Annotated in this window: 17 protein-coding genes and 1 pseudogene; 5 read left to right on the forward strand and 13 right to left on the reverse strand. The window is 35.4% G+C overall.

The window, feature by feature from the left end; genetic code table 11:
- Positions 1-34: 34 nt before the first annotated feature.
- Complete coding sequence (locus ABID42_RS02625; RefSeq protein ID WP_367282311.1) at positions 35-310, forward strand: hypothetical protein; 276 nt, start codon at positions 35-37, stop codon at positions 308-310.
- Here ABID42_RS02625 and ABID42_RS02630 read toward each other — a convergent pair whose 3' ends face one another.
- The 13 genes and pseudogenes from ABID42_RS02630 to ABID42_RS02690 form a co-directional block, all read right to left on the reverse strand.
- Positions 311-1231, reverse strand: coding sequence for a hypothetical protein (locus tag ABID42_RS02630; protein WP_367282312.1), 921 nt, complete (start codon positions 1229-1231; stop codon positions 311-313). It abuts the gene before it with no gap.
- Positions 1232-1520: 289 nt separating this feature from the next.
- A complete protein-coding gene (locus tag ABID42_RS02635) occupies positions 1521-1835 on the reverse strand; it encodes a heavy metal-binding domain-containing protein (protein WP_367282313.1) in 315 nt (104 codons plus the stop codon).
- Between the two features lie 75 nt (positions 1836-1910).
- A complete protein-coding gene (locus ABID42_RS02640) occupies positions 1911-2369 on the reverse strand; it encodes a 5-fold beta-flower protein (RefSeq protein WP_367282314.1) in 459 nt (152 codons plus the stop codon).
- A 322-nt stretch (positions 2370-2691) separates the two neighbouring features.
- Positions 2692-3918, reverse strand: coding sequence for a hypothetical protein (locus ABID42_RS02645; protein WP_367282315.1), 1227 nt, complete (start codon positions 3916-3918; stop codon positions 2692-2694).
- Positions 3919-3923: 5 nt separating this feature from the next.
- Positions 3924-4370 (reverse strand): QcrA and Rieske domain-containing protein, encoded by a 447-nt coding sequence (locus ABID42_RS02650; RefSeq protein WP_367282316.1) that lies wholly within the window; start codon positions 4368-4370, stop codon positions 3924-3926.
- Between the two features lies 1 nt (position 4371).
- On the reverse strand, positions 4372-5535 hold the full coding sequence (locus ABID42_RS02655; protein ID WP_367282317.1) for a di-heme oxidoredictase family protein: 1164 nt from the start codon (positions 5533-5535) through the stop codon (positions 4372-4374).
- A gap of 197 nt (positions 5536-5732) precedes the next feature.
- Positions 5733-7787, reverse strand: a complete 2055-nt coding sequence (locus ABID42_RS02660; RefSeq protein WP_367282318.1) for a heavy metal translocating P-type ATPase — start codon at positions 7785-7787, stop codon at positions 5733-5735.
- A 14-nt stretch (positions 7788-7801) separates the two neighbouring features.
- Positions 7802-9043, reverse strand: a complete 1242-nt coding sequence (locus ABID42_RS02665) for an efflux RND transporter periplasmic adaptor subunit (protein ID WP_367282319.1) — start codon at positions 9041-9043, stop codon at positions 7802-7804.
- 11 nt (positions 9044-9054) lie between these two features.
- Complete coding sequence (locus tag ABID42_RS02670; RefSeq protein WP_367282320.1) at positions 9055-13398, reverse strand: CusA/CzcA family heavy metal efflux RND transporter; 4344 nt, start codon at positions 13396-13398, stop codon at positions 9055-9057.
- Positions 13399-13499: 101 nt separating this feature from the next.
- Positions 13500-13832: a DUF6660 family protein gene (locus tag ABID42_RS02675; protein WP_367282321.1), complete on the reverse strand. Its 333-nt coding sequence runs from the start codon at positions 13830-13832 to the stop codon at positions 13500-13502.
- 142 nt (positions 13833-13974) lie between these two features.
- A pseudogene (locus ABID42_RS02680) lies at positions 13975-14172 on the reverse strand (redoxin domain-containing protein); the annotation flags it as partial.
- A 119-nt stretch (positions 14173-14291) separates the two neighbouring features.
- Positions 14292-14621 (reverse strand): YnfA family protein, encoded by a 330-nt coding sequence (locus tag ABID42_RS02685; RefSeq protein ID WP_367282322.1) that lies wholly within the window; start codon positions 14619-14621, stop codon positions 14292-14294.
- Between the two features lie 38 nt (positions 14622-14659).
- Entirely contained in the window at positions 14660-14929 is a 270-nt protein-coding gene (locus tag ABID42_RS02690) for a hypothetical protein (protein ID WP_367282323.1), read from the reverse strand.
- 87 nt (positions 14930-15016) lie between these two features.
- Between ABID42_RS02690 and ABID42_RS02695 the strand changes: the two genes are divergently transcribed.
- From ABID42_RS02695 to ABID42_RS02710, 4 genes are all read left to right on the forward strand, one after another.
- Positions 15017-15415, forward strand: a complete 399-nt coding sequence (locus tag ABID42_RS02695; RefSeq protein ID WP_367282324.1) for a MerR family transcriptional regulator — start codon at positions 15017-15019, stop codon at positions 15413-15415.
- 154 nt (positions 15416-15569) lie between these two features.
- Complete coding sequence (locus tag ABID42_RS02700) at positions 15570-16232, forward strand: hypothetical protein (RefSeq protein WP_367282325.1); 663 nt, start codon at positions 15570-15572, stop codon at positions 16230-16232.
- A gap of 133 nt (positions 16233-16365) precedes the next feature.
- Positions 16366-17883, forward strand: a complete 1518-nt coding sequence (locus ABID42_RS02705) for a type IV secretory system conjugative DNA transfer family protein (protein ID WP_367282326.1) — start codon at positions 16366-16368, stop codon at positions 17881-17883.
- Positions 17884-17917: 34 nt separating this feature from the next.
- Complete coding sequence (locus ABID42_RS02710) at positions 17918-18718, forward strand: hypothetical protein (RefSeq protein WP_367282327.1); 801 nt, start codon at positions 17918-17920, stop codon at positions 18716-18718.
- Positions 18719-18827 lie beyond the last annotated feature (109 nt).

An 18827-nucleotide genomic window follows, 5' to 3' on the forward strand; every position in this document is an offset into this window, starting at 1 on the left:
CAAGATTTGACCCCTTATAAACAACAATCAAACAATGAACGAGCAAGAAAATACGGATTTGTACATCAAAGGCTTTAATCAAGGCTACATGATAGCCGCATACGAACCAGAGCTTTCAGAAAAACTTTCAAAGACGACTGGAGAAAGTTCTTTCATTTCTGGCATTCAGGATGGAAGGCAACAATACTTGGATGAAAGATTTAAAGAGAAAATGCCGTCTTGGTTGAAAAATAATCCTTTTGAAGAAAAGGATAGCAAATCAATGACAAATGAAAAGGATAAAGACTTTGATATTGAACATGAGCGATAATCAATCTCTATCTTTATCCATACAAATATCCAAACTTTTCTTATTCGCCATATCCTTTGTGTTTTCAGAAAAATCATTCATCTGTGGATAATCATATTGAGCCGTAAAGTTCTCAGGCGTATTTTTAGATTGAGCTTCTGATTTCGCTATTTCACTTTTATTAGACTCATTAGCTTTTTGCCTATCAGTCATATCTTTCGTGTTTTCAGAAAAGTCCTTTGCCTTTGGCAATTCATATTTAGCCATGAAGCTCTCAGGCGTATTTTTAGATTGTGGTTCTTCTTTTGTTGTTTCGCTCATATTCGGTTCATTGTCTTTTTCCTGCGCAGTTACTTTTTTTGCATTTTCAGCAAAGCCTTTATCCTTCGGCAAATCATCTTGACTCACATGCTCTTTGTCTGAACTTTTAGTTTGAGTATCTGATTTTGTCGCTTGGTTTTTATCAGGTTCAGTTACAACTGCATCTTTCTTTTTATCAAATGAATATCTTTCGTAATATATGCTTTCAATACGTTCGAACGGCTCACCATTTTGCTTTTGACCATCCTTTTCTATACCAGTCTTATACTTATTATCACTCAACTGATAATCGACAACTTCTTTAACTTTTTTTGCGTTATCGGGGTCTATATTTTCAAGTCCTTCATCTAACCTTTTCAAGAAATCGTCTTTTATCTGTGCTTTTTCTTTATTCCATCCAGCAATCTTACTGTCATTGCTTTGTGAAATATCTGGGTTTCTACCGTATTGTGGACTTCCATAAAAAGGGGGGCGATAGGCAGATTGTGGACCCCTATCAGGTCTGGTATTATTAATTTGAGTGTCGATGGCTTCTATTTTTGTTCTTGCCTCTTTGAGAGGTTCTTCAAGATGGCTTAACTCTTCAGGTAAGATTGTCTTTTCTTCATCTTCAGTTTTCATACTCCCCAATTTTATTGATTAATAATAGAACACATTAAATATAAGAAAAAATATATTTCTATAAACCAAAACTAAAGTATTAAATATTCTAAAAGCTAAACAGCAATTTTTCAATCAAACACATTAAGATTAATGATTAAAACAGATATTCTAAATTCAAGCTTATTATATTATAAGCTTCTAAAAGAAATAGGCTGTCACCAAATACAATTGGACAGCCTACTTCTTTTAACCTTGCTTTTTTTGCTAGTATTTGAACAAAGAAGGTTTATTCGTTAATACTAAATCGTTACATTTTAGTTTTTTTCTCAATCAAATCCATGCCACATTTCGAGCATTTTCCAAGTTTATTACTCATTACATCTGGATGCATGGTACAAGTATAAATTTGCTTTTCATCTTTTTTCTTCTCGGACAATGCCATGCCACATTTTGAACATTTGTCTCCATTTTTCCCTTTAATATCTGGATGCATAGAGCACACATAGCTTATTTTTGTTTCTGTTTTGGATTTCTTATTGGTATTGGGCTCTTGTCCAAAAGAATTAATTATTGAGATGCTCACAAAGAGCATAAAAACAGCGATAAATTTGTTGCTTTTCATTTTATCTTAATACCTAACCCCAAGGAAGTTTTTTAGTATGCTTAAAATCATTTCTGGGGTTGTACTTGAAATGATTTATGCAAGATTATTTTTTTTGCTATGTGTTTTCATGTCCATTTTATTGGTAAAACAATGTAAAGAGCAGGCTACGCCTTTATAACTGTCATGTACATTCCCAATTTTTTTCCCCTTAGCATCTAATATATCACAGGTTACACCATCGACGTCGTTTACAGAGAAGACAACCAAGCCGTTTGCATCATAATACGTTTTCCCATCTTTCCCCATTTTTCCTAGATTCTTTCCATTGACATCCAACAAAGAACCATTTGTATTTACGAAAGCTATTTTCTGACCATTAGAGTCTTTTATAAGACCTTCTCTGGTGACAGACCCTATTTTCGTGCCTTCCAAATAAACATCACCCTTTGAATCAATGATATGACCTTTGAAGTCAGAACGAGGTTTTTGACCAAATGAGTTCTGTGTAAAAAAGCTCATTAATATAATGAGTACAATTGCTAATTTTTGCATTGTTTTGATAATTTAAATGTGAAAATTATACTTTACAGGAATTGAACTCTCAAGAAGATTTATTTATACTAACTGTTATCATACAAAGCCTGTACTTACAAAAAGCACTTGCATTACCATTAGAAAACAAAATATACGAATTAGCTTCTTTTTCATCTCTCCTATTTATTATAATGTAAAATAACATTTGAAAAGACAATTCTACATCATACATTTTTCGCTCATTATTATATAATTTTCTGTTTAAATATTTAAATATAAATACACTACAAAACCTGTGATTCCTTCAATGCCATTCAATGTAATAATATAACTAAGACTTTTAAAAATAACTAGAAATCCCTAATTGTATTACACCCATCTTAGCTGGTGGATTACCTAATAAATCCCATTGTTTTTGGAAACGATAATTGAATCGGATGACGGTTGATGGAATAGGTCGCCAACTAACAGCGGGCATAATTGAGAATACTTCATCATAAATTTTATCTCCTGTTTCAGTAAATGTGCCCATATTCCAATCAACTCGCTCGATACGACAAGCGATACTAAAAGAAGAATTCGGAAAGCCTGCTAACGGTTTTTTATAAATGGGTTGTACAATATCTACAAAGCCTCCATTTTGTTTACTGCCATATTGTACAGCATAATTATTAGGTAAATCTACATTTACCCATGCCCATTCTGCGATAATTGATGTTTTGGTTTTTTTTATCACAGTGTTAAAATCTACTGCAAAAACATTTAGCGACTTTTTCTCTGCTAAAATAAAGCCATCATCTTCAAACTTATTATAAACTCCTCCCATGTATGAAAGTCCCAACTCTCCAATTTTACGATTTCTAATTGCTATTTTACCTGTAAAAAGAGCTTGCCCATTGCTACTCTCTTCAAAACGGTCTTTGTTGGCTTTTGCTGCTGGCAAAGAGGTACGACTGTTTTCATTATCAATAATGGTTTCATCAAAACCATTGGTCAAATAAGTTTCGTAGGCAAATACCCATTGCTTCGTATATTTTTTACCATAAAAACCCATTCCCACATTGCTAAAAGTAGCAGGAAGCATTTGTGTTGCTGATATAGGTCTATCGCTAAATTCCCATTTCGGACCATCATGATTTTGGTTAAATGCTCCAATCGGATTCATGATGATACCCCCACGAAAATTAAAAAGGTTCGCAAACTGAAAATCTATGGCAGCAAATTCTATATTAATTTCCTTTGTACCATCTTCAAATTCAATCTCAGACATGAATTTTATTTTCTGATGTAGGCTCCCCCCAAAAAACAAGGTCATTCTACGCATTTGAAAAGAAAAACCTTCTCCAACACCGTCTGTAGCCCTATAATTGGTATTGAATTCTGCATATCCGCCAATCCCTAATGGAGTACGTCCAACCTGTAAAAACGGGCGGTTATAAACTGCATCAAGGTTCATTTTGGTAGAATCTGAAATCGATTTTCGTTTAAACAGTGTGGTATCAATCTGAGCAAAAATAGTTTGAGATAGTGCCACCGATAGTATCAGTAAAAGTAGTCTTTGGTTCATTCTTGTTAGGCTAAAGTGATATAAATATATTCCTCGTCTGTTTTCACATTAAATGTTCGCAAAGCCTTTTCAGCAGGACCTTGTGTTACTTTTCCTTTGTTATCAAATTCACTTCCGTGACCTTCACAAACCAAATAATTGCCATGTGGTTGTACTTCATTGCCTTGGTGCGTACACTCTAAATAGATAGCTGAGTATTGGTCTTCTCCCAAACGAAAAAGGGCAATTGGAAATCCTAATTTCTCATATTTTGCCACGATTACATTTCTCATATTTTGCTTTCCATCTTTCTTTACTTCGATAAACTCGCTTTTTTTAACTAGTAAGTTGTTTTGTTTCAAACCTATTTGCTTAGCATAGTATGCTGAACTACAACCCTGTAAAGCTAGCGTTATAGCAGTCCCCCCGATGCAAGTCAGACAACCTGTACGAATAAAATCACGTCTTTTCATGTTAAAGGCTTTCTAAAAATGTTATTAATGCTTGTTTTTCTTTAGTACTCAATTCACTGTATTGCAGACGGCTTTTTTGAGCCTCACCTCCATGTAAAATAATTGCTTCATTAATGCTTTTGGCACGCCCATCGTGTAATAAATAGATTTTGCCTCCTTGGGAGTCTTTTGATAATCCTAGACCCCAGAGTGGGGTCGTTCGCCATTCGTAAGTCTTAGCAGACCCTTCTGTGTAATTATCATCTAAAGCTTTACCCATGTCGTGCATAAGTAAATCAGTATAAGCAGCAAATGTTTTATTACTTAATCCTTTTATGGTAGAACTACCTGTCTTCATTATTGGTGTATGACAGTTACCACATTGAATTTTGATAAATAATGTTTTCCCTTCTTTCACCTCAACTATTTCAGCATTCCGTTGAATTGGTGCTTTTAGTGTGTGTAGGTAATGTACCAAATCGGCTATTTCTGCATTACTTACTTCGGGGTCAAGCTCCTCGCCACTATATGTATCTTTGGGTAAATATGTACTAACTACGCCCATATCTTGATTATAAGCATTCACTGTTTGGTTGAATAAGTCATACGCTCCTGCCTTTCTTCCAAAACGACCAATATATTTACCATTTTTAGTAATTGCATTGGCTTTGGGAGTTACAAAGTCCGCTAACGTAATCCAGTTAGGAACACCAGAAATACCATCATTATTTTTATCCTCTGGGTCAGCCAAAGCCAAAATATCTACATCAGGAACAGCCTCTAAAAACCCTAGACCTGTATTTGAAGGAGCAATAAACGTAGCTTGGGAAACTCCAGAAGGAATATTTTCAGGAGTAAAACCAGAAATGGCTCGATGTTGCAACTGAGGACCGCCTTGTGTCAAAAAATGATTCCCCGTTTCATCCGTTTGTCCAAAACGAATTAAGCTTGTGGCTGGATGTCCTTTTCCATCGCCTGCATGACAACTAATACAAGAGTTTGAAACAAACAAAGGACCCAAGCCTGTATTGGCTGTAAAAACCTTTGTAAAAGCTATATCTCCACGAAGGAATTTAGCCGTTTCAGTAGTGGACAATTCTTCAATTGTTCCGTCTAAAACTATATTTTCATCGGGAGAGTCAGGAAGTAATTTTTCACAAGCAGTTACGAAAAAAAAGATAAGCATTACTATCAAAAAGGTACAATTTGCTTTCATAGCTCTATGATTAAATATTAGAAATACAAATATATAATATTTAGACTAATCTAAATATTATATTAGCCATATTGTTTTGATTATTTTTGAGTTATTTTAAAAATAAAAATGGGTTACTCAAATACTCTGAGTAACCCACTTTTATTTATCGTGACTATCAAAAATACTTAAAACTTCATATTCTGAATTCTAACAGCATTTAGAATAGCTAATAAAGCTACACCTACATCTGCAAAAATCGCTTCCCACATATTGGCTAACCCTCCAGCACCTAATATTAACACAATGGCTTTTACAGTAAAAGCAAGAGCGATGTTTTGCCAAACTATCTTTTTGGTTTGTTTACCAATATTGATTGCCATCGGTATTTTTGAAGGTTTATCATCTTGAATAACAACATCAGCCGTTTCAATAGTAGCATCGCTTCCTAAACCACCCATAGCAATACCCACATCACTCAAAGCTACTACGGGAGCATCATTTACCCCATCGCCAATAAAACACACTGTTTCATGATTAGCTTTTATTGCTTTGACCTTGTTTACTTTATCTTCTGGTAATAAATCTCCAAAAGCATTCGTAATGCCCAATTTATCTGCAACGAATTTCACGACGTTACTTTTATCCCCACTGAGCATCGTGGTTTTTACACCTAATGCTTTTAGTTGATTGATGGTTTCCTGTGCATCTTTCTTAATGCTGTCGGCAATGGTTAAATAACCCACAAATTTTTTATCGTAAGCAATCGCAATCAACGTATAAACAATTGAAGTGGGGTCAATATCATACGCAATTGAATAAGTATCCATCAATTTGAAATTACCAACTAACAACTCTTTGCCATTTTTTTCGGCTTTAAGTCCCTGTCCAGCAATTTCCTCAATATTTTTCAATTCGATACTGTTGTCTACATTTCCCACAAAGTCATGAATGGCAGTAGCTACTGGATGTGTACTCTGACTTTCCAAAGTATTTACCATTTGCAGTATTTCATCTTTATTAACATCTGGCTTAATGACTACTTCCTGTACCTTAAAAATACCTTCGGTCATTGTACCCGTTTTATCCATTACTACGTTCTGAATATTAGCGATGATGTCCAGAAAATTACTTCCTTTAAAGAGAATACCATGTTTACTGGCAGCACCAATCCCTCCGAAATAACCTAAAGGGATACTAATAACCAATGCACACGGACAAGAAATCACCAAGAATATTAAAGCACGATACAACCATTGACTAAATACATAGTCATCAATAAAAAAGTAGGGCAACAAACAAATAGCAATTGCTAAAAACACGACAATTGGCGTATAGATTTTAGCAAACTTTCTAATGAATAACTCTGTTGGTGCTTTTTGTGCAGTGGCATTTTGAACCAACTCCAAAATTTTCGAAAGTTTACTATCCTTATATGCTGTCGTAATTTTTACTTGTGAAACAGTATTCAAGTTTATCATTCCTGCTAATACAATTTCTCCTTTGGTTTTGGTATCTGGTTTACTCTCTCCAGTAAGTGCCGCCGTGTTAAAAGAGGCTGTGTCTGAAAGTAATTCGCCATCTAAACCTAATTTCTCTCCCGCTTTCAATTGAATAATGTCACCAATATTAGCAGAGGCTGCCTTAATCGTTTTCGCCTGATTGTTTTGCAAGATAGTTACTTCATCAGGTCGCTGGTCAAGTAGTGATTTAATGTTAGCTTTTGCACGTTTTACCGCTAACGTCTGAAATACTTCGCCTACAGAATAAAATAACATTACCGCAACTCCTTCAGGATATTCACCAATAGCGAATGCTCCAAGTGTTGCAATACTCATCAACAAAAACTCTGAAAATATTTCACCTTTACTCATACTTTCCACTGCTTCTTTTAATACAGGAAAACCAACTGGCAAATAGGCTACACCATACCAAACAATGCGTAGCCATCCAGTGAACCAAGATTGTGCGAAATAATTGTCTATCAGAATAGCAATTAGTAATAAAAATAAGCTAATTGTCGCAGGGAGAAACATTTGAAAAATGCTTACACTTACATTAGTGTGATCGTGTCCATCATCGTCAGAATGCTCATCTTGATGTCCATCATCGTCGTTGCTAGCACAACAATTGTCTTTGGGGGCTTTATTTTTTAAAGAGAGATTTGCCATTTTATTTATTTTTTCCTCTTGTGTACAACAAAGTTGCTTTCCATCTTTGTCATAAATATGTTTATGTTCCATGTTGTTAGCTTAAGTTAATGTGCATGTTCATCGTCGCCTTCAGCATTGGCTATGGATGATTGTAAATAATATGAACCCTTTATAACAATTTTTGCTCCAACAGCTATGCCTTGTAGAGGAGTAACCTGAACAAAACCTAATTGTGTCGTTCCTGTTTTTACTTCTATTCGTTTGAAATGTACACCTTCATCATGGCTCTGTTTATTGACTTGCTCTTTGCCTGTTTCTTCATGTTGTTCTTGAATAAAAATAAATTCTTTTCCTTCTGCCTTGATAACCGCATCAATAGGAAGCGTATTTACATCGTTTTTGCCGATATCAATTAGTGCACTTACATACATACCGGATATTAAACCTGCTTTACTATTGTTAATATCGGCATGAACAGCCACTGATTTTGTTTCATTTTGGAAGGCTTGACCAATACTAAAAATCTTTCCTAAAATTTCTTGATTTCCTTGGTTGGTAAGTACAAAACGAACGTCCTGTCCAATTTTTATTCTAAAAAGGTCTTTTTCATACACCAATAAATCTACGTGCATTTTTGAATTATCAACGATTGAAAACAAAGAGGTATTAGGAGAAACACTGCTACCAATTTTTACATCTACAGCCGTAATATAACCAGAAATAGGTGCTGTAATGGCAATCGTGGCAACATTTTCTTTACCACTAAGGGCAATTGTTTGCTCCAGAATCTGGATTTGATGTGCTAAATTTTCGACTTTACTTTTGATAGCTTCAAAATCGGCACTCGTTTTTTGAAAGGTCTTTTTTGCCGTTACGTTTTCATCGCTTAATTCTTTTTGGCGAAGAAAATCTAGGCTTAAATAGCCCATTGAGGCTTTAGCTTGTTGCAATTCATCCATCAATTTTGCTTTTTGCAAACGAAGATTATTAAATTCAACACTTTGAAATGTAGCTAGGCTTTGCCCTTTCTTTACATACTGTCCCTCAATAACGGCAATAGATTTAATGATACCTGCCATAAAAACAGATACCTCTGCTTGATTTTGGGGTGGAAGCTTCGTATAACCATTGGCTATGATTACCTCACTTAGATTTTTTCTCTCGAAATTGCCAAAAACAATTTGTGATGCTTTCACCTGAGCAGGAGTAAGTTCTACCGTACCTTTTTCATCTTCATGATGTTCTACTGTTTCTGTGGTTTCAGCACTTTTTTTACATGACAAAACAGTCATGATTAAAAGAAACACCGTAATATATTTTGCTATGCTATGATGATTGAATTTCATTTTTCAAAAATTTAATTGTTCAACAAATATTGAATATTGATATTATTTTGATTGAATTGGCTGATAACGCTAAGGTGATTTTGCTGAATACTCAATACTGTTTCTAGTCCTTGCAAATATTCTACATAGCCTATCTCTCCATTTTGAAAGGCTCTTTGTGCATTACTACTAATAATCTCGGCATTGGGTAAAGCCGTTTGGATATAATAATCTATTAAGGATTGATTGACCTTTTGCTCTTCAATCTGTTGCAGTAGCTGGCTGTTGATTTGATTTTTGAGATATTCTGCATTCTTTTGCTGAACCAATATTTCTGTTTCCGAAGCTTTAATACGAGCATTAATTGCCTTGCCAAAAATGGGAATACTGATGCCTAAATTAACTCCTTGAAAGCGTGGTGAGCCGTTGTAATAAGTGGTTTTGCCTTCAATATCCTGATTGCCCGTGAGTGATTGCAAAAAGTATCCTGCTGAAAAATCAGGTTTTCGTTGAGCTTTTTCTACATTTTTGAAAGCAGTAGCAATCTGTATCTGTTGCACTGCTATTTGAAGTATGGGATTTTGATTGATATAAAGCGAATCTGCATACAAGGCTTTTGAAGGAGAAAAATTATTTTCAGCCAAAACAAAGTCCTCTTTCAAGTTCAATATATTTTTTAGCTTGATTTTTTCACGTACTATCAATCCGTCATTTTGCTTCCTGATTTGTGTCAGTTCTTGCTGTTTCGTTTCGGCTGTTGTTTTCTCTAATAAATTACTTTCACCCGTTTTGAATCTCAATTTTGCAGCATCCAGAAATACCTTTAAGTATTCCTCTTGTTTTTGTAGCAACTGATTGATAGCCGACCAGTATAAAATCAGATTCCAAGACTGTCGAATTTGATGAATAATATCATGCTTTGTAGAAGCTAATTTAAGCTCACTATTTTTGATATTTTCGTTAATCAGCTGCTTTTTTGCTTGAAATTGGAAAGGACTAAAACCTTGTGAAATGCTATAGTTCTGGTCGAAACTTCTGGTATTGTATTGTCCCAACATCGCATTAATAGTGGTTTTGGGTAATTCAATAGCCGTTGGTTTTAGCTGATTTTGCATTTTTATCGCTAACTCGTTGACTTGAACCAGCGTGTTGTTTTTAGTGCCTAATTCAATCGCTTGGTTCAAACTGAGCATTGGGTTTTCCTGTGCATTAGCCACATTGCTTGCCACAAAAAAGAGTAAAAGCCCTGCAACAAAACTTGCTTTTTTAGGAGGCTTAATACCATTTTCCAAAAGAAAGTACAAAATTGGCAGAACAATGAGGGTTAATAAAGTAGCGGTAATTAACCCTCCAATGACTACAGTCGCTAATGGTTTTTGTACTTCAGCCCCTGCTCCGCTACTCAATGCCATTGGTAAGAATCCCAAAGAAGCTACAGCGGCGGTCATAACTACAGGACGGAGACGAACTTTTGTTCCTTCCTTAATTCTGGCTAAAACATCATCCCATCCTTCTGCTTTTAGTTGATTGAAATAGCCAATCAATACGATACCATTCAGTACCGCTACTCCGAAAAGAGCAATAAAGCCAATACCTGCTGAAATACTAAAAGGCATTCCTCGTAGCCAAAGAGCAAAAACACCCCCGATAGCAGAAAGAGGAATTGCCGTAAAAATAAGCAAGGATTGTTTGACAGAATGAAAGGTGAAAAACAGTAAAACAAAAATCAAGAGCAAAGCCGCAGGAACAGCCACTGCAAGGCGTTTATTGGCTTCTACCAAATTTTCGAACTGACCACCATAAGTGATATAATAACCTTCTGGCAATTTGAGTTTAGCATCTAATCTTGCCTGAATTTCGTTTACGACCGACTTTACATCTCGTCCACGAACATTTAAGCCAATCACTATTCTACGCCTGCCATCTTCACGACTTATCTGTGCTGGTCCCTGTTCGAAATTTACGTCTGCCACTTGTTCAAGAGGTATTTGATTACCTGAAGGAAGGCTTATAAATATATTTTTTACGTTAGAAATATCCTGACGAAAATCTTTATCAAGACGAACCACTAAATCATAACGCCTTTCCCCTTCATAAACCTTTCCTGTGGCTTCTCCAGCAAACCCTGTTCTCACTACTTTGTTCAAGTCTCCAACATTCAAACCATAAAGTGCCATTTTATCTGGATTATAGCGTACCGTAATTTGAGGCATTCCCGTTACCTGTTCTGCCTTAATATCGGCTACGCCTTCAATATTACCGATAAGTCCAATGGTACTATTAGCTGTTACTGCGAGTTTTTCTAAATCTTCTCCAAAAATTTTGATAGCAATATCACTTCTTACACCTGTCATTAATTCATTAAATCGCATTTGAATCGGTTGAGAGACTTCAAAACCTACACCAGGAATTTGCTCCATTTCTTCTTTCATCATATCTGCTAGTTGATAGAAATCCTTCGTGGTTATCCATTCTGATTTATCTTTTAGAATGATAATTAAATCTCCTGTTTCAATGGGCATTGGGTCGGTTGGTATTTCGGCTGAACCAATTTTTGATACGACTTCTACAACCTCTGGAAATTTAGCTTTCAGTATTTTTTCTAATTTCGTTGAGGTTTCGATACTCATGTTTAATGAGCTTCCATTAGCATTTCTAAAATTAATGGCGTAATCACCTTCTTCCAAGGTTGGAATAAACTCACCACCCATTCTGCTAAAAACAAATAGGGCAACCCCAAAAAAAACGACAGCAACACTTAGAATGACCGTTTTTAAGTCTAAGGCTTTGTCTAAAATAGGCTGATAAAAACGATAGATAAAATCAATAATTTTATCAGAAATATTCTTTTTGTGGCTAATCATTTTACTTAAAAATAGAGCCGATGCCATTGGCACATAAGTAAGCGAAAGAATGAATGCACCTAAAATGGCAAAGGAAACGGTTTGTGCCATCGGTTTAAACATCTTACCTTCTGTGCCTACTAAAGCCAAAATGGGTAAATAAACAATAAGAATGATGATTTCACCAAAGGCGGCACTACTCCTTATTTTGGTAGCAGCATGTAATACTTCATCGTCCATTTGTTGGTCATCTAATCGACCTTCTTTATTTTGATGCAAGCGATGAATAACGGCTTCCACAATGATTACTGCTCCATCTACAATAAGCCCGAAATCTATTGCACCCAGACTCATCAGGTTACCACTCACGCCAAACAGGTTCATCATGATGACGGCAAAAAGCAATGCTAAAGGAATAACTGATGCGACGATCAAGCCAGCACGCCAGTTGCCTAAAAGTAAAACCAAGACAAAAATGACTATTAAAGCTCCTTCTAATAGGTTTTTTTCAACTGTTCCGATGGCATTATTTACGAGTTTTGTTCGGTCAATAAAAGGTTCAAGGGCTACGCCTTCAGGCAATGATTTTCGGATTTGTTCTACTTTGGCTTTGGTACGGTTAACAACCGCCGATGAGTTTTCTCCTTTCAGCATCAACACCATACCTCCTACAACTTCGCCTTTACCATCTTTGGTAACTGCTCCGTATCGCAAAGCAGACCCTTCTTGCACTTTTGCTACATCTCGAATTAAAATAGGAACCCCGTTGTTATTTTTCACCACTATTTTTTCAATATCAGCGATGTTTTTCACCATTCCCAAAGCCCTGATGAAATACACATAAGGCTGTTTATCAATATAGGCACCTCCTGTATTTTCATTGTTTTTTTCAAGTGCAATAAAAATATCAGTAATAGTAACATTCATACTTTTAAGTCGGTCGGGCTGAACGGCTATTTCATATTGCTTGAGGTTCCCTCCCAAAGTAGTTACCTCGGCAATTCCAGCAGTTCCTAGCAGTTGAGGCTTAACAACCCAATCTTGAATACTACGAAGTTTTGAGGCATCATACTTATCTTCAAAGCCTTTTTTAGCGAAAATAACGTATTGGTAGATTTCTCCCAAACCTGTACTGATGGGGGCTAGTTCAGGAATACCAGTACTCTTGGGAATGAGGCGTTCGGCGTCTTTTAGCTTTTCACTCATTTGCTGTCTTGCCCAATAAATATCTACATTTTCTTCAAAGACAAGTGTAATGACACTCAAACCAAAACGGCTGAATGAGCGCATTTCTACGATTTTTGGAATCGTCTTCATCGTCTGTTCGATGGGATAGGTAATAAACTGCTCAACTTCTTGGGTAGCTAATGTTGGAGCAGTTGTAATGACCTGTACCTGATTATTGGTAATATCTGGTAGAGCATCAATAGGTAATCGACTTAAATTATAAACGCCAACTAACACTAAAGCCAACGTAAATAAGCCCACGATAAATTTATTTTTTATCGAGAATTCAATGATTTTATCTAACATTATTTTGAAATCTAATTTTTAAAAACTCATGTAATGCCACAAATAATATCCCTACTGATTAATCAATCAGGTGCATAACAGTGACCATAAAATTTTTGAAATTAGACTTTGGGCGGTTGCCAGATATTCCCGTAGAAATTTGAAATGGAAGACTCGTTTTTATAAACAATTATTGGATTCTCTGTGTAAAAAGAACTTTCCTTTTCAATAGTTAAAGCAGGAAGATGGAAACTGAAAGCAATATTCATTCCACAACAAGCACAAGTACAAAAAGGAGAACAGGTTTCCGTATCTTCAGTATGCTTTGGAAGTTTTGTTTTAGATAATGAATATTGATTGTTGCTAGAAACCTTATTACAGTCATTCACATCTCCGCAAGGCAGACATGAAAGTACAAGTATGTACATTGATAATATGACTGAAAATATTTTCATAAAGCAAATTTACATTAAAAACAGATGCAACAGGTTTTCAAAAACAAAATATTATGATTATTGAAAACAAAATATCATTCATTATATCCTTTTCTACACTTATAGACGATAATTCCTGCTCTTCTTGGTGGACATCTTCTATCTAATCAACAGGGTCAATAACTATTACAGAAAAGCCGAGCTTCGTATTTTTTTCCTGTAATGCTTTTATCCTATTTTGGCAAATTTTAGACACTGGGCAATTCTTAGTAAGAAATGTCAGAATAATGCCTTTTGAATCCTTGATACTATCTAACGAAATCGTTTCTCGATTGATATTTTTTAGTTCAAAGGCAATTGCTTTACTATTGACTTATGGAGCTTTTGGTAATCAGCAATGAAGACGCTAAAACTTAGCATTAAAACAAATAATGTTTTCATAGCTTGAAAAAGTTTAATGATTATTTATAAATACTTATCCTATTGCCTCTTAGCAAAGAAAATAATGGAAATGCCTACAAAAACGATGATTGCCCCAATAATATCAAATCTATCTGGTTTGAAATTGTCAAATTTGTAAGCCCAAATAAGAGACATGATAATGAATACTCCTCCATAGGCGGCGTAAGTACGAGCAAAATCATTCGGCTGAAAAGTTGCCACTATTCCATATAGAACTAGGGCAACTCCCCCTAATAATCCATACCAAAAGGGCTTATCTTGTTTGAGCCAAATCCAAATCAGATAGCCACCTCCTATTTCAAAAATACCTGCCAGAACAAAAATTATTATTACTTTTACAAAACTCATATCTTCATTTTTTATATCAAATATATATACCAACTATTTTAGTTTATGTTGCAATCACAATTAGTATCACAAGATTCTACACAGGATTTTATTCGTTGCTTCTCTTTATAAAATCCATAGAAAAAGAATATTCCAGCTAATCCCAAAGCTAAAATGCCAATTTTTTCGAGATATAAACTCAGTACTGTAAGTGAACTAATTCCTGCAATTGTTCCGATGATTGGTAAAGCACAGCATGCACCACACAAGCCAATACTTATCCATCCTATTTTTTTGAATGGCTCAGATTTAATTTTAATGTTTTTCATTTTTCTTCTATTTTTAAATTTACATTTGCAAATGTAAACAGTGGAGTATAGTCCATTGTCAAGAGAAACTTTTAAATATTTTCAGAGATGCTAATAGGTGAATTATCAAATAAAACGGGGTTATCACGAGATACTATCCGTTTTTACGAAAAGCAAAGACTTATAACTATTAGTAGAAAAGAAAGAAGAGATAATAATTACAAGGAGTATTCTGAAAAAACCTTAGAAAAGCTACTTACAATCAAAAGGATTAAAAGCTTTGGCTTTACACTTCATGAAATATCTGAGCTATTGAATTTAATGGAAATTGGGAACGCCTCTTGCGAAAATGTTTCAGATAAAATGGTAGCGAAAACCAAACAAATAGATAATACTATAAAAAACCTTCTTGAACTGAAAGCACAAATGCTCAATGGAATTAGTAATTGTGCCAATAATTGTTGCGAATCTGAAAAACATAATTGTCAAATATTACATGTCCTTTAACAGCGTTGGTTTGGATAGAGAGAAAAATTGACCACATCATCACATATAATTAACAAATTAATATTTCTTAATTATACAATCTCAAATTACATTGAATCTAATGAGAAATATGCTAAAATAACAGGATTGTTTCTTGTAATGCAGGGGTTATCAAATGTTCTCTGAATCAGCACAAAAACTCATTGATGAACGCTTTGGTGGTGATGCCAAAGCCTTTGTTCAAGCCCATATCCATTCAAGGAGAGGTGCGCTCAATTGGAATGATATTATCACCAGCGAAAAGGTTTTTCCTGAGTACGCTTCAACAGTCGAAGACATTATCGAAAGATTATTGGGCTATAGTCCCCCTACCTATCTAACACTTCCCTACGAGTCCTTTTTAAGAGCCGTTGTCTATGGCTATCATAATGGCAGCATTTCACAGGATGAGATGCTTGAGCAGTCAGAAGAATATATCAAACTTATCCGCAATAAGGATATGGAGGATTATAGCTATTTGTATCATTCACGAGAAGAGTATCAGCAATATTTTGAATACTTGCCTGAATACAAAGAAGTCGTCAAACATAGATTCACCCGATTTCTGGGTTATGAACCTAAACTTGAACATTCTGTGATTGCCGAAATCTTGACAAGAGAATGCTTTGTTCAAGATAGATTTATTCTCCAAGAAGGCATTCTTTCTCAAGCTGACATTCGAGCCATTACCATCATTAAATATCGAGAGGTGTTAATTGAGCTTGGTAAAGAGGAAGCTGATAAATCTCCACTGATTGCATTGGAGCTACGTTACCGTGTACTGAACACCGAAAATTAGAACAAAAAGATAACCAACTAGCAGACAGCTTGTTATATTTTTAAAAAATATTTGCAAAAAGTTTTGCAAATTAACATACGTTCATATAATTTTATTATAAATACCTAAGTATAAACCTTATAACTCTACGTCTATGGACATTCACGACCTAGACTTTCCAATTTTACAATTCCCCTCTTCTGCCCATGAACAATCAACATGGACAATTCGACATGCCGTTGAAGGTGTGCAGATATTTGGTGGTATTGGCTCTGGCAAAACTTCTGGCTCTGGTAGAATGCTTGCCCTTAAATATTTGAAGACTGGATTTGGTGGATTGGTATTAACAGCCAAACCAGACGAAAAAGAGTTGTGGCAACAATACTGTGCAGAAACCAACCGAACACAAGATTTGGTTATCATAGAACCGAACGGAAAATACAGTTTTAATTTTCTGGAGTATGAATCTACGCATACAGATTCTAATGAAGCTATCACTGAAAACATCGTACAGGTATTAAAAACAGTAATTCGTGCTGGCGAAGAAAAAGACAGTGGAAAAGGAGATGACCCCTTCTGGGAATCTGCTTTGGATATGCTGCTTTTTAATGTCATTGACCTTTGTAAAATTGCCTATGGCTATGTTTCTGTACAAATGATGTACGACATTGTTCAGACTCTGCCAAAAGCTACTGACCAATTAAACAATCAAGAAGATGAACAATCAGAATCAAAAGCATTTAACAAAGCCTATAAATTAGCACATAACAATATTCTTGAAAAAGTAAAAGCTTGGGATAAATCGCTCACCCCTCAACAACAAAGTGTGATTTCTGATACTGATTCATACAATCAGGCTGTATTGGATAATGTGATTGAAGCACGTTTGATGAAATTTTTATACGAATTTTTCTTTGATAATTTCAAGAATCTCAGCTCAAAAACACGTTCAATAGTAGATTTCACTTTTTCTGGATTTCTATTCAGGTTGCTTAGAGAACCTGTATATTCCATGTTCTGCCGTCATCAATCTAACATTACGCCTGACGATTGTTTGAATGGCAAAATCATTATCGTCAATCTGCCTGTGAAAGTTTATCACAAGGTTGGTCGTGATTGCCAAATTCTCTTCAAATATATCTGGCAGAGGGCAATGGAAAAGCGGAATATAAACAATAACAGACGACCTTTATTCCTATGGGCGGATGAGGCTCAAAATTTCTTGCATGAACATGATGCCGAATATCAGGCGACAGCAAGAAGCAGTCGAATTTCTACAGTCTATATCAGCCAAAATCTACCCAATTACTATGCCTCTATGGGTGGGCAGAAAGGTGAATACCGTGTCAAAAGCTTTCTGGGAACTTTAGGCACAAAGATATTCCATGCCAATGCGGATATAGAAACGAATAAATACGCCTCGGAATTAATTGGGGATACAACCTTTTTTGACCCTTCGAGAACCATCACCACTTCCACAGAATTTTCACAAAGCGATAGCTTATCGCTTAAAATTGACAGGCACGTAAGACCAGAAAAATTCATTAGCCTCAAAACAGGTGGTGCAAAAAACAAATTTAGAGTAGAAGGCTATTTTCATCGACAAGGTGATAGTTTATCTGGAAAAAAGAATTTTATTAAAATGGATTTCGACCAATTATTCAGACCATAACAAACAATTTTCTTAACTAAAACTATCACACACAATGAAAAAAAACCTGTATTACCACACCGTATTCGGCAGAAAAAATGTGATTAAAGAATTTATTTTAAACTCTTTTTTAGACATGGCTTCTGGACCCAGATTATTATTAGAAGTATTTACGAGAACCAAATTTGGAGAACGCTATTTTTCATTTTCAACAGCTATCATTTTTACAGTGGTATTGGCACTCTATCCCATCATTGCGTCTAAAATACCAAGCTTTGACAGTTATGCTTATGCCTATGGTAGAGAAGAAGAAGAGACTGGCATTGGGACAATTCTTAGTAAGTATTTCACTTGGTATGCTTACTTAGGAGCATTCATGTACCAATGTTTTAAGCGTCGAGAAGAAATAAAAAGAGAACCTTCTGTTTTTGATTTCGCCCGTTTTAGTCTTTCAACTGGGGTCGTCAATCCTGCTTTTTATGATTTCAAAATCAATGGTCAAACCCCTACTCCACGTCAAGTTTGTATCCTGTTAGAACCAGCTATTTTCTTAGGCTTTGGTATCCTATTGGCTATTTTCCAACAAAGCCTCGGCTATTTACTGATATTTTGCAGTATCGTTTACTCTTTGAGCTGGAAAGGTGCTTATTATAAAGGCGACCAATTTGTCATGGATAAGATTGACAAACTGATTGCCAATGAGGAGATGGTTGATTCTTTTGTCAATGGACGAAAGCCAGAAGAAACCCGTGGTTTTGAAACCTACGGTAAAAGACCAGAGAATACGGATTTTAGACGTAAAGTAGCTGAAAGCTTTTTTGAAAGTGACGATGACGAGCCTGTACAGGTATTTTAAAGCTCCTAAACTGTGCTTAGGGAAGACGTCTGATGTAATTTATTTACTTAATACTTACTATCCCTCAGCACAGCTTTTTACGACTATCTGATTTATCCAAGATGAACAG

Origin of the sequence: Arcicella rosea (assembly GCF_040543805.1) — a bacterium.
Lineage (GTDB): Bacteria > Bacteroidota > Bacteroidia > Cytophagales > Spirosomataceae > Arcicella > Arcicella rosea.

Excerpts from the sequence above, each read along its gene's own strand:
- ABID42_RS02660 (WP_367282318.1), bottom strand. The coding sequence starts at position 7,787 with ATGGAACATAAACATATTTATGACAAAGATGGAAAGCAACTTTGTTGT.
- ABID42_RS02710 (WP_367282327.1), top strand. The coding sequence starts at position 17,918 with ATGAAAAAAAACCTGTATTACCACACCGTATTCGGCAGAAAAAATGTG.
- ABID42_RS02645 (WP_367282315.1), bottom strand. The coding sequence starts at position 3,918 with ATGAACCAAAGACTACTTTTACTGATACTATCGGTGGCACTATCTCAA.
- ABID42_RS02625 (WP_367282311.1), top strand. The coding sequence starts at position 35 with ATGAACGAGCAAGAAAATACGGATTTGTACATCAAAGGCTTTAATCAA.
- ABID42_RS02670 (WP_367282320.1), bottom strand. The coding sequence starts at position 13,398 with ATGTTAGATAAAATCATTGAATTCTCGATAAAAAATAAATTTATCGTG.
- ABID42_RS02655 (WP_367282317.1), bottom strand. The coding sequence starts at position 5,535 with ATGCTTATCTTTTTTTTCGTAACTGCTTGTGAAAAATTACTTCCTGAC.
- ABID42_RS02665 (WP_367282319.1), bottom strand. The coding sequence starts at position 9,043 with ATGAAATTCAATCATCATAGCATAGCAAAATATATTACGGTGTTTCTT.
- ABID42_RS02675 (WP_367282321.1), bottom strand. The coding sequence starts at position 13,832 with ATGAAAATATTTTCAGTCATATTATCAATGTACATACTTGTACTTTCA.
- ABID42_RS02640 (WP_367282314.1), bottom strand. The coding sequence starts at position 2,369 with ATGCAAAAATTAGCAATTGTACTCATTATATTAATGAGCTTTTTTACA.
- ABID42_RS02635 (WP_367282313.1), bottom strand. The coding sequence starts at position 1,835 with ATGAAAAGCAACAAATTTATCGCTGTTTTTATGCTCTTTGTGAGCATC.
- ABID42_RS02685 (WP_367282322.1), bottom strand. The coding sequence starts at position 14,621 with ATGAGTTTTGTAAAAGTAATAATAATTTTTGTTCTGGCAGGTATTTTT.
- ABID42_RS02695 (WP_367282324.1), top strand. The coding sequence starts at position 15,017 with ATGCTAATAGGTGAATTATCAAATAAAACGGGGTTATCACGAGATACT.
- ABID42_RS02690 (WP_367282323.1), bottom strand. The coding sequence starts at position 14,929 with ATGAAAAACATTAAAATTAAATCTGAGCCATTCAAAAAAATAGGATGG.
- ABID42_RS02630 (WP_367282312.1), bottom strand. The coding sequence starts at position 1,231 with ATGAAAACTGAAGATGAAGAAAAGACAATCTTACCTGAAGAGTTAAGC.
- ABID42_RS02650 (WP_367282316.1), bottom strand. The coding sequence starts at position 4,370 with ATGAAAAGACGTGATTTTATTCGTACAGGTTGTCTGACTTGCATCGGG.
- ABID42_RS02700 (WP_367282325.1), top strand. The coding sequence starts at position 15,570 with ATGTTCTCTGAATCAGCACAAAAACTCATTGATGAACGCTTTGGTGGT.
- ABID42_RS02705 (WP_367282326.1), top strand. The coding sequence starts at position 16,366 with ATGGACATTCACGACCTAGACTTTCCAATTTTACAATTCCCCTCTTCT.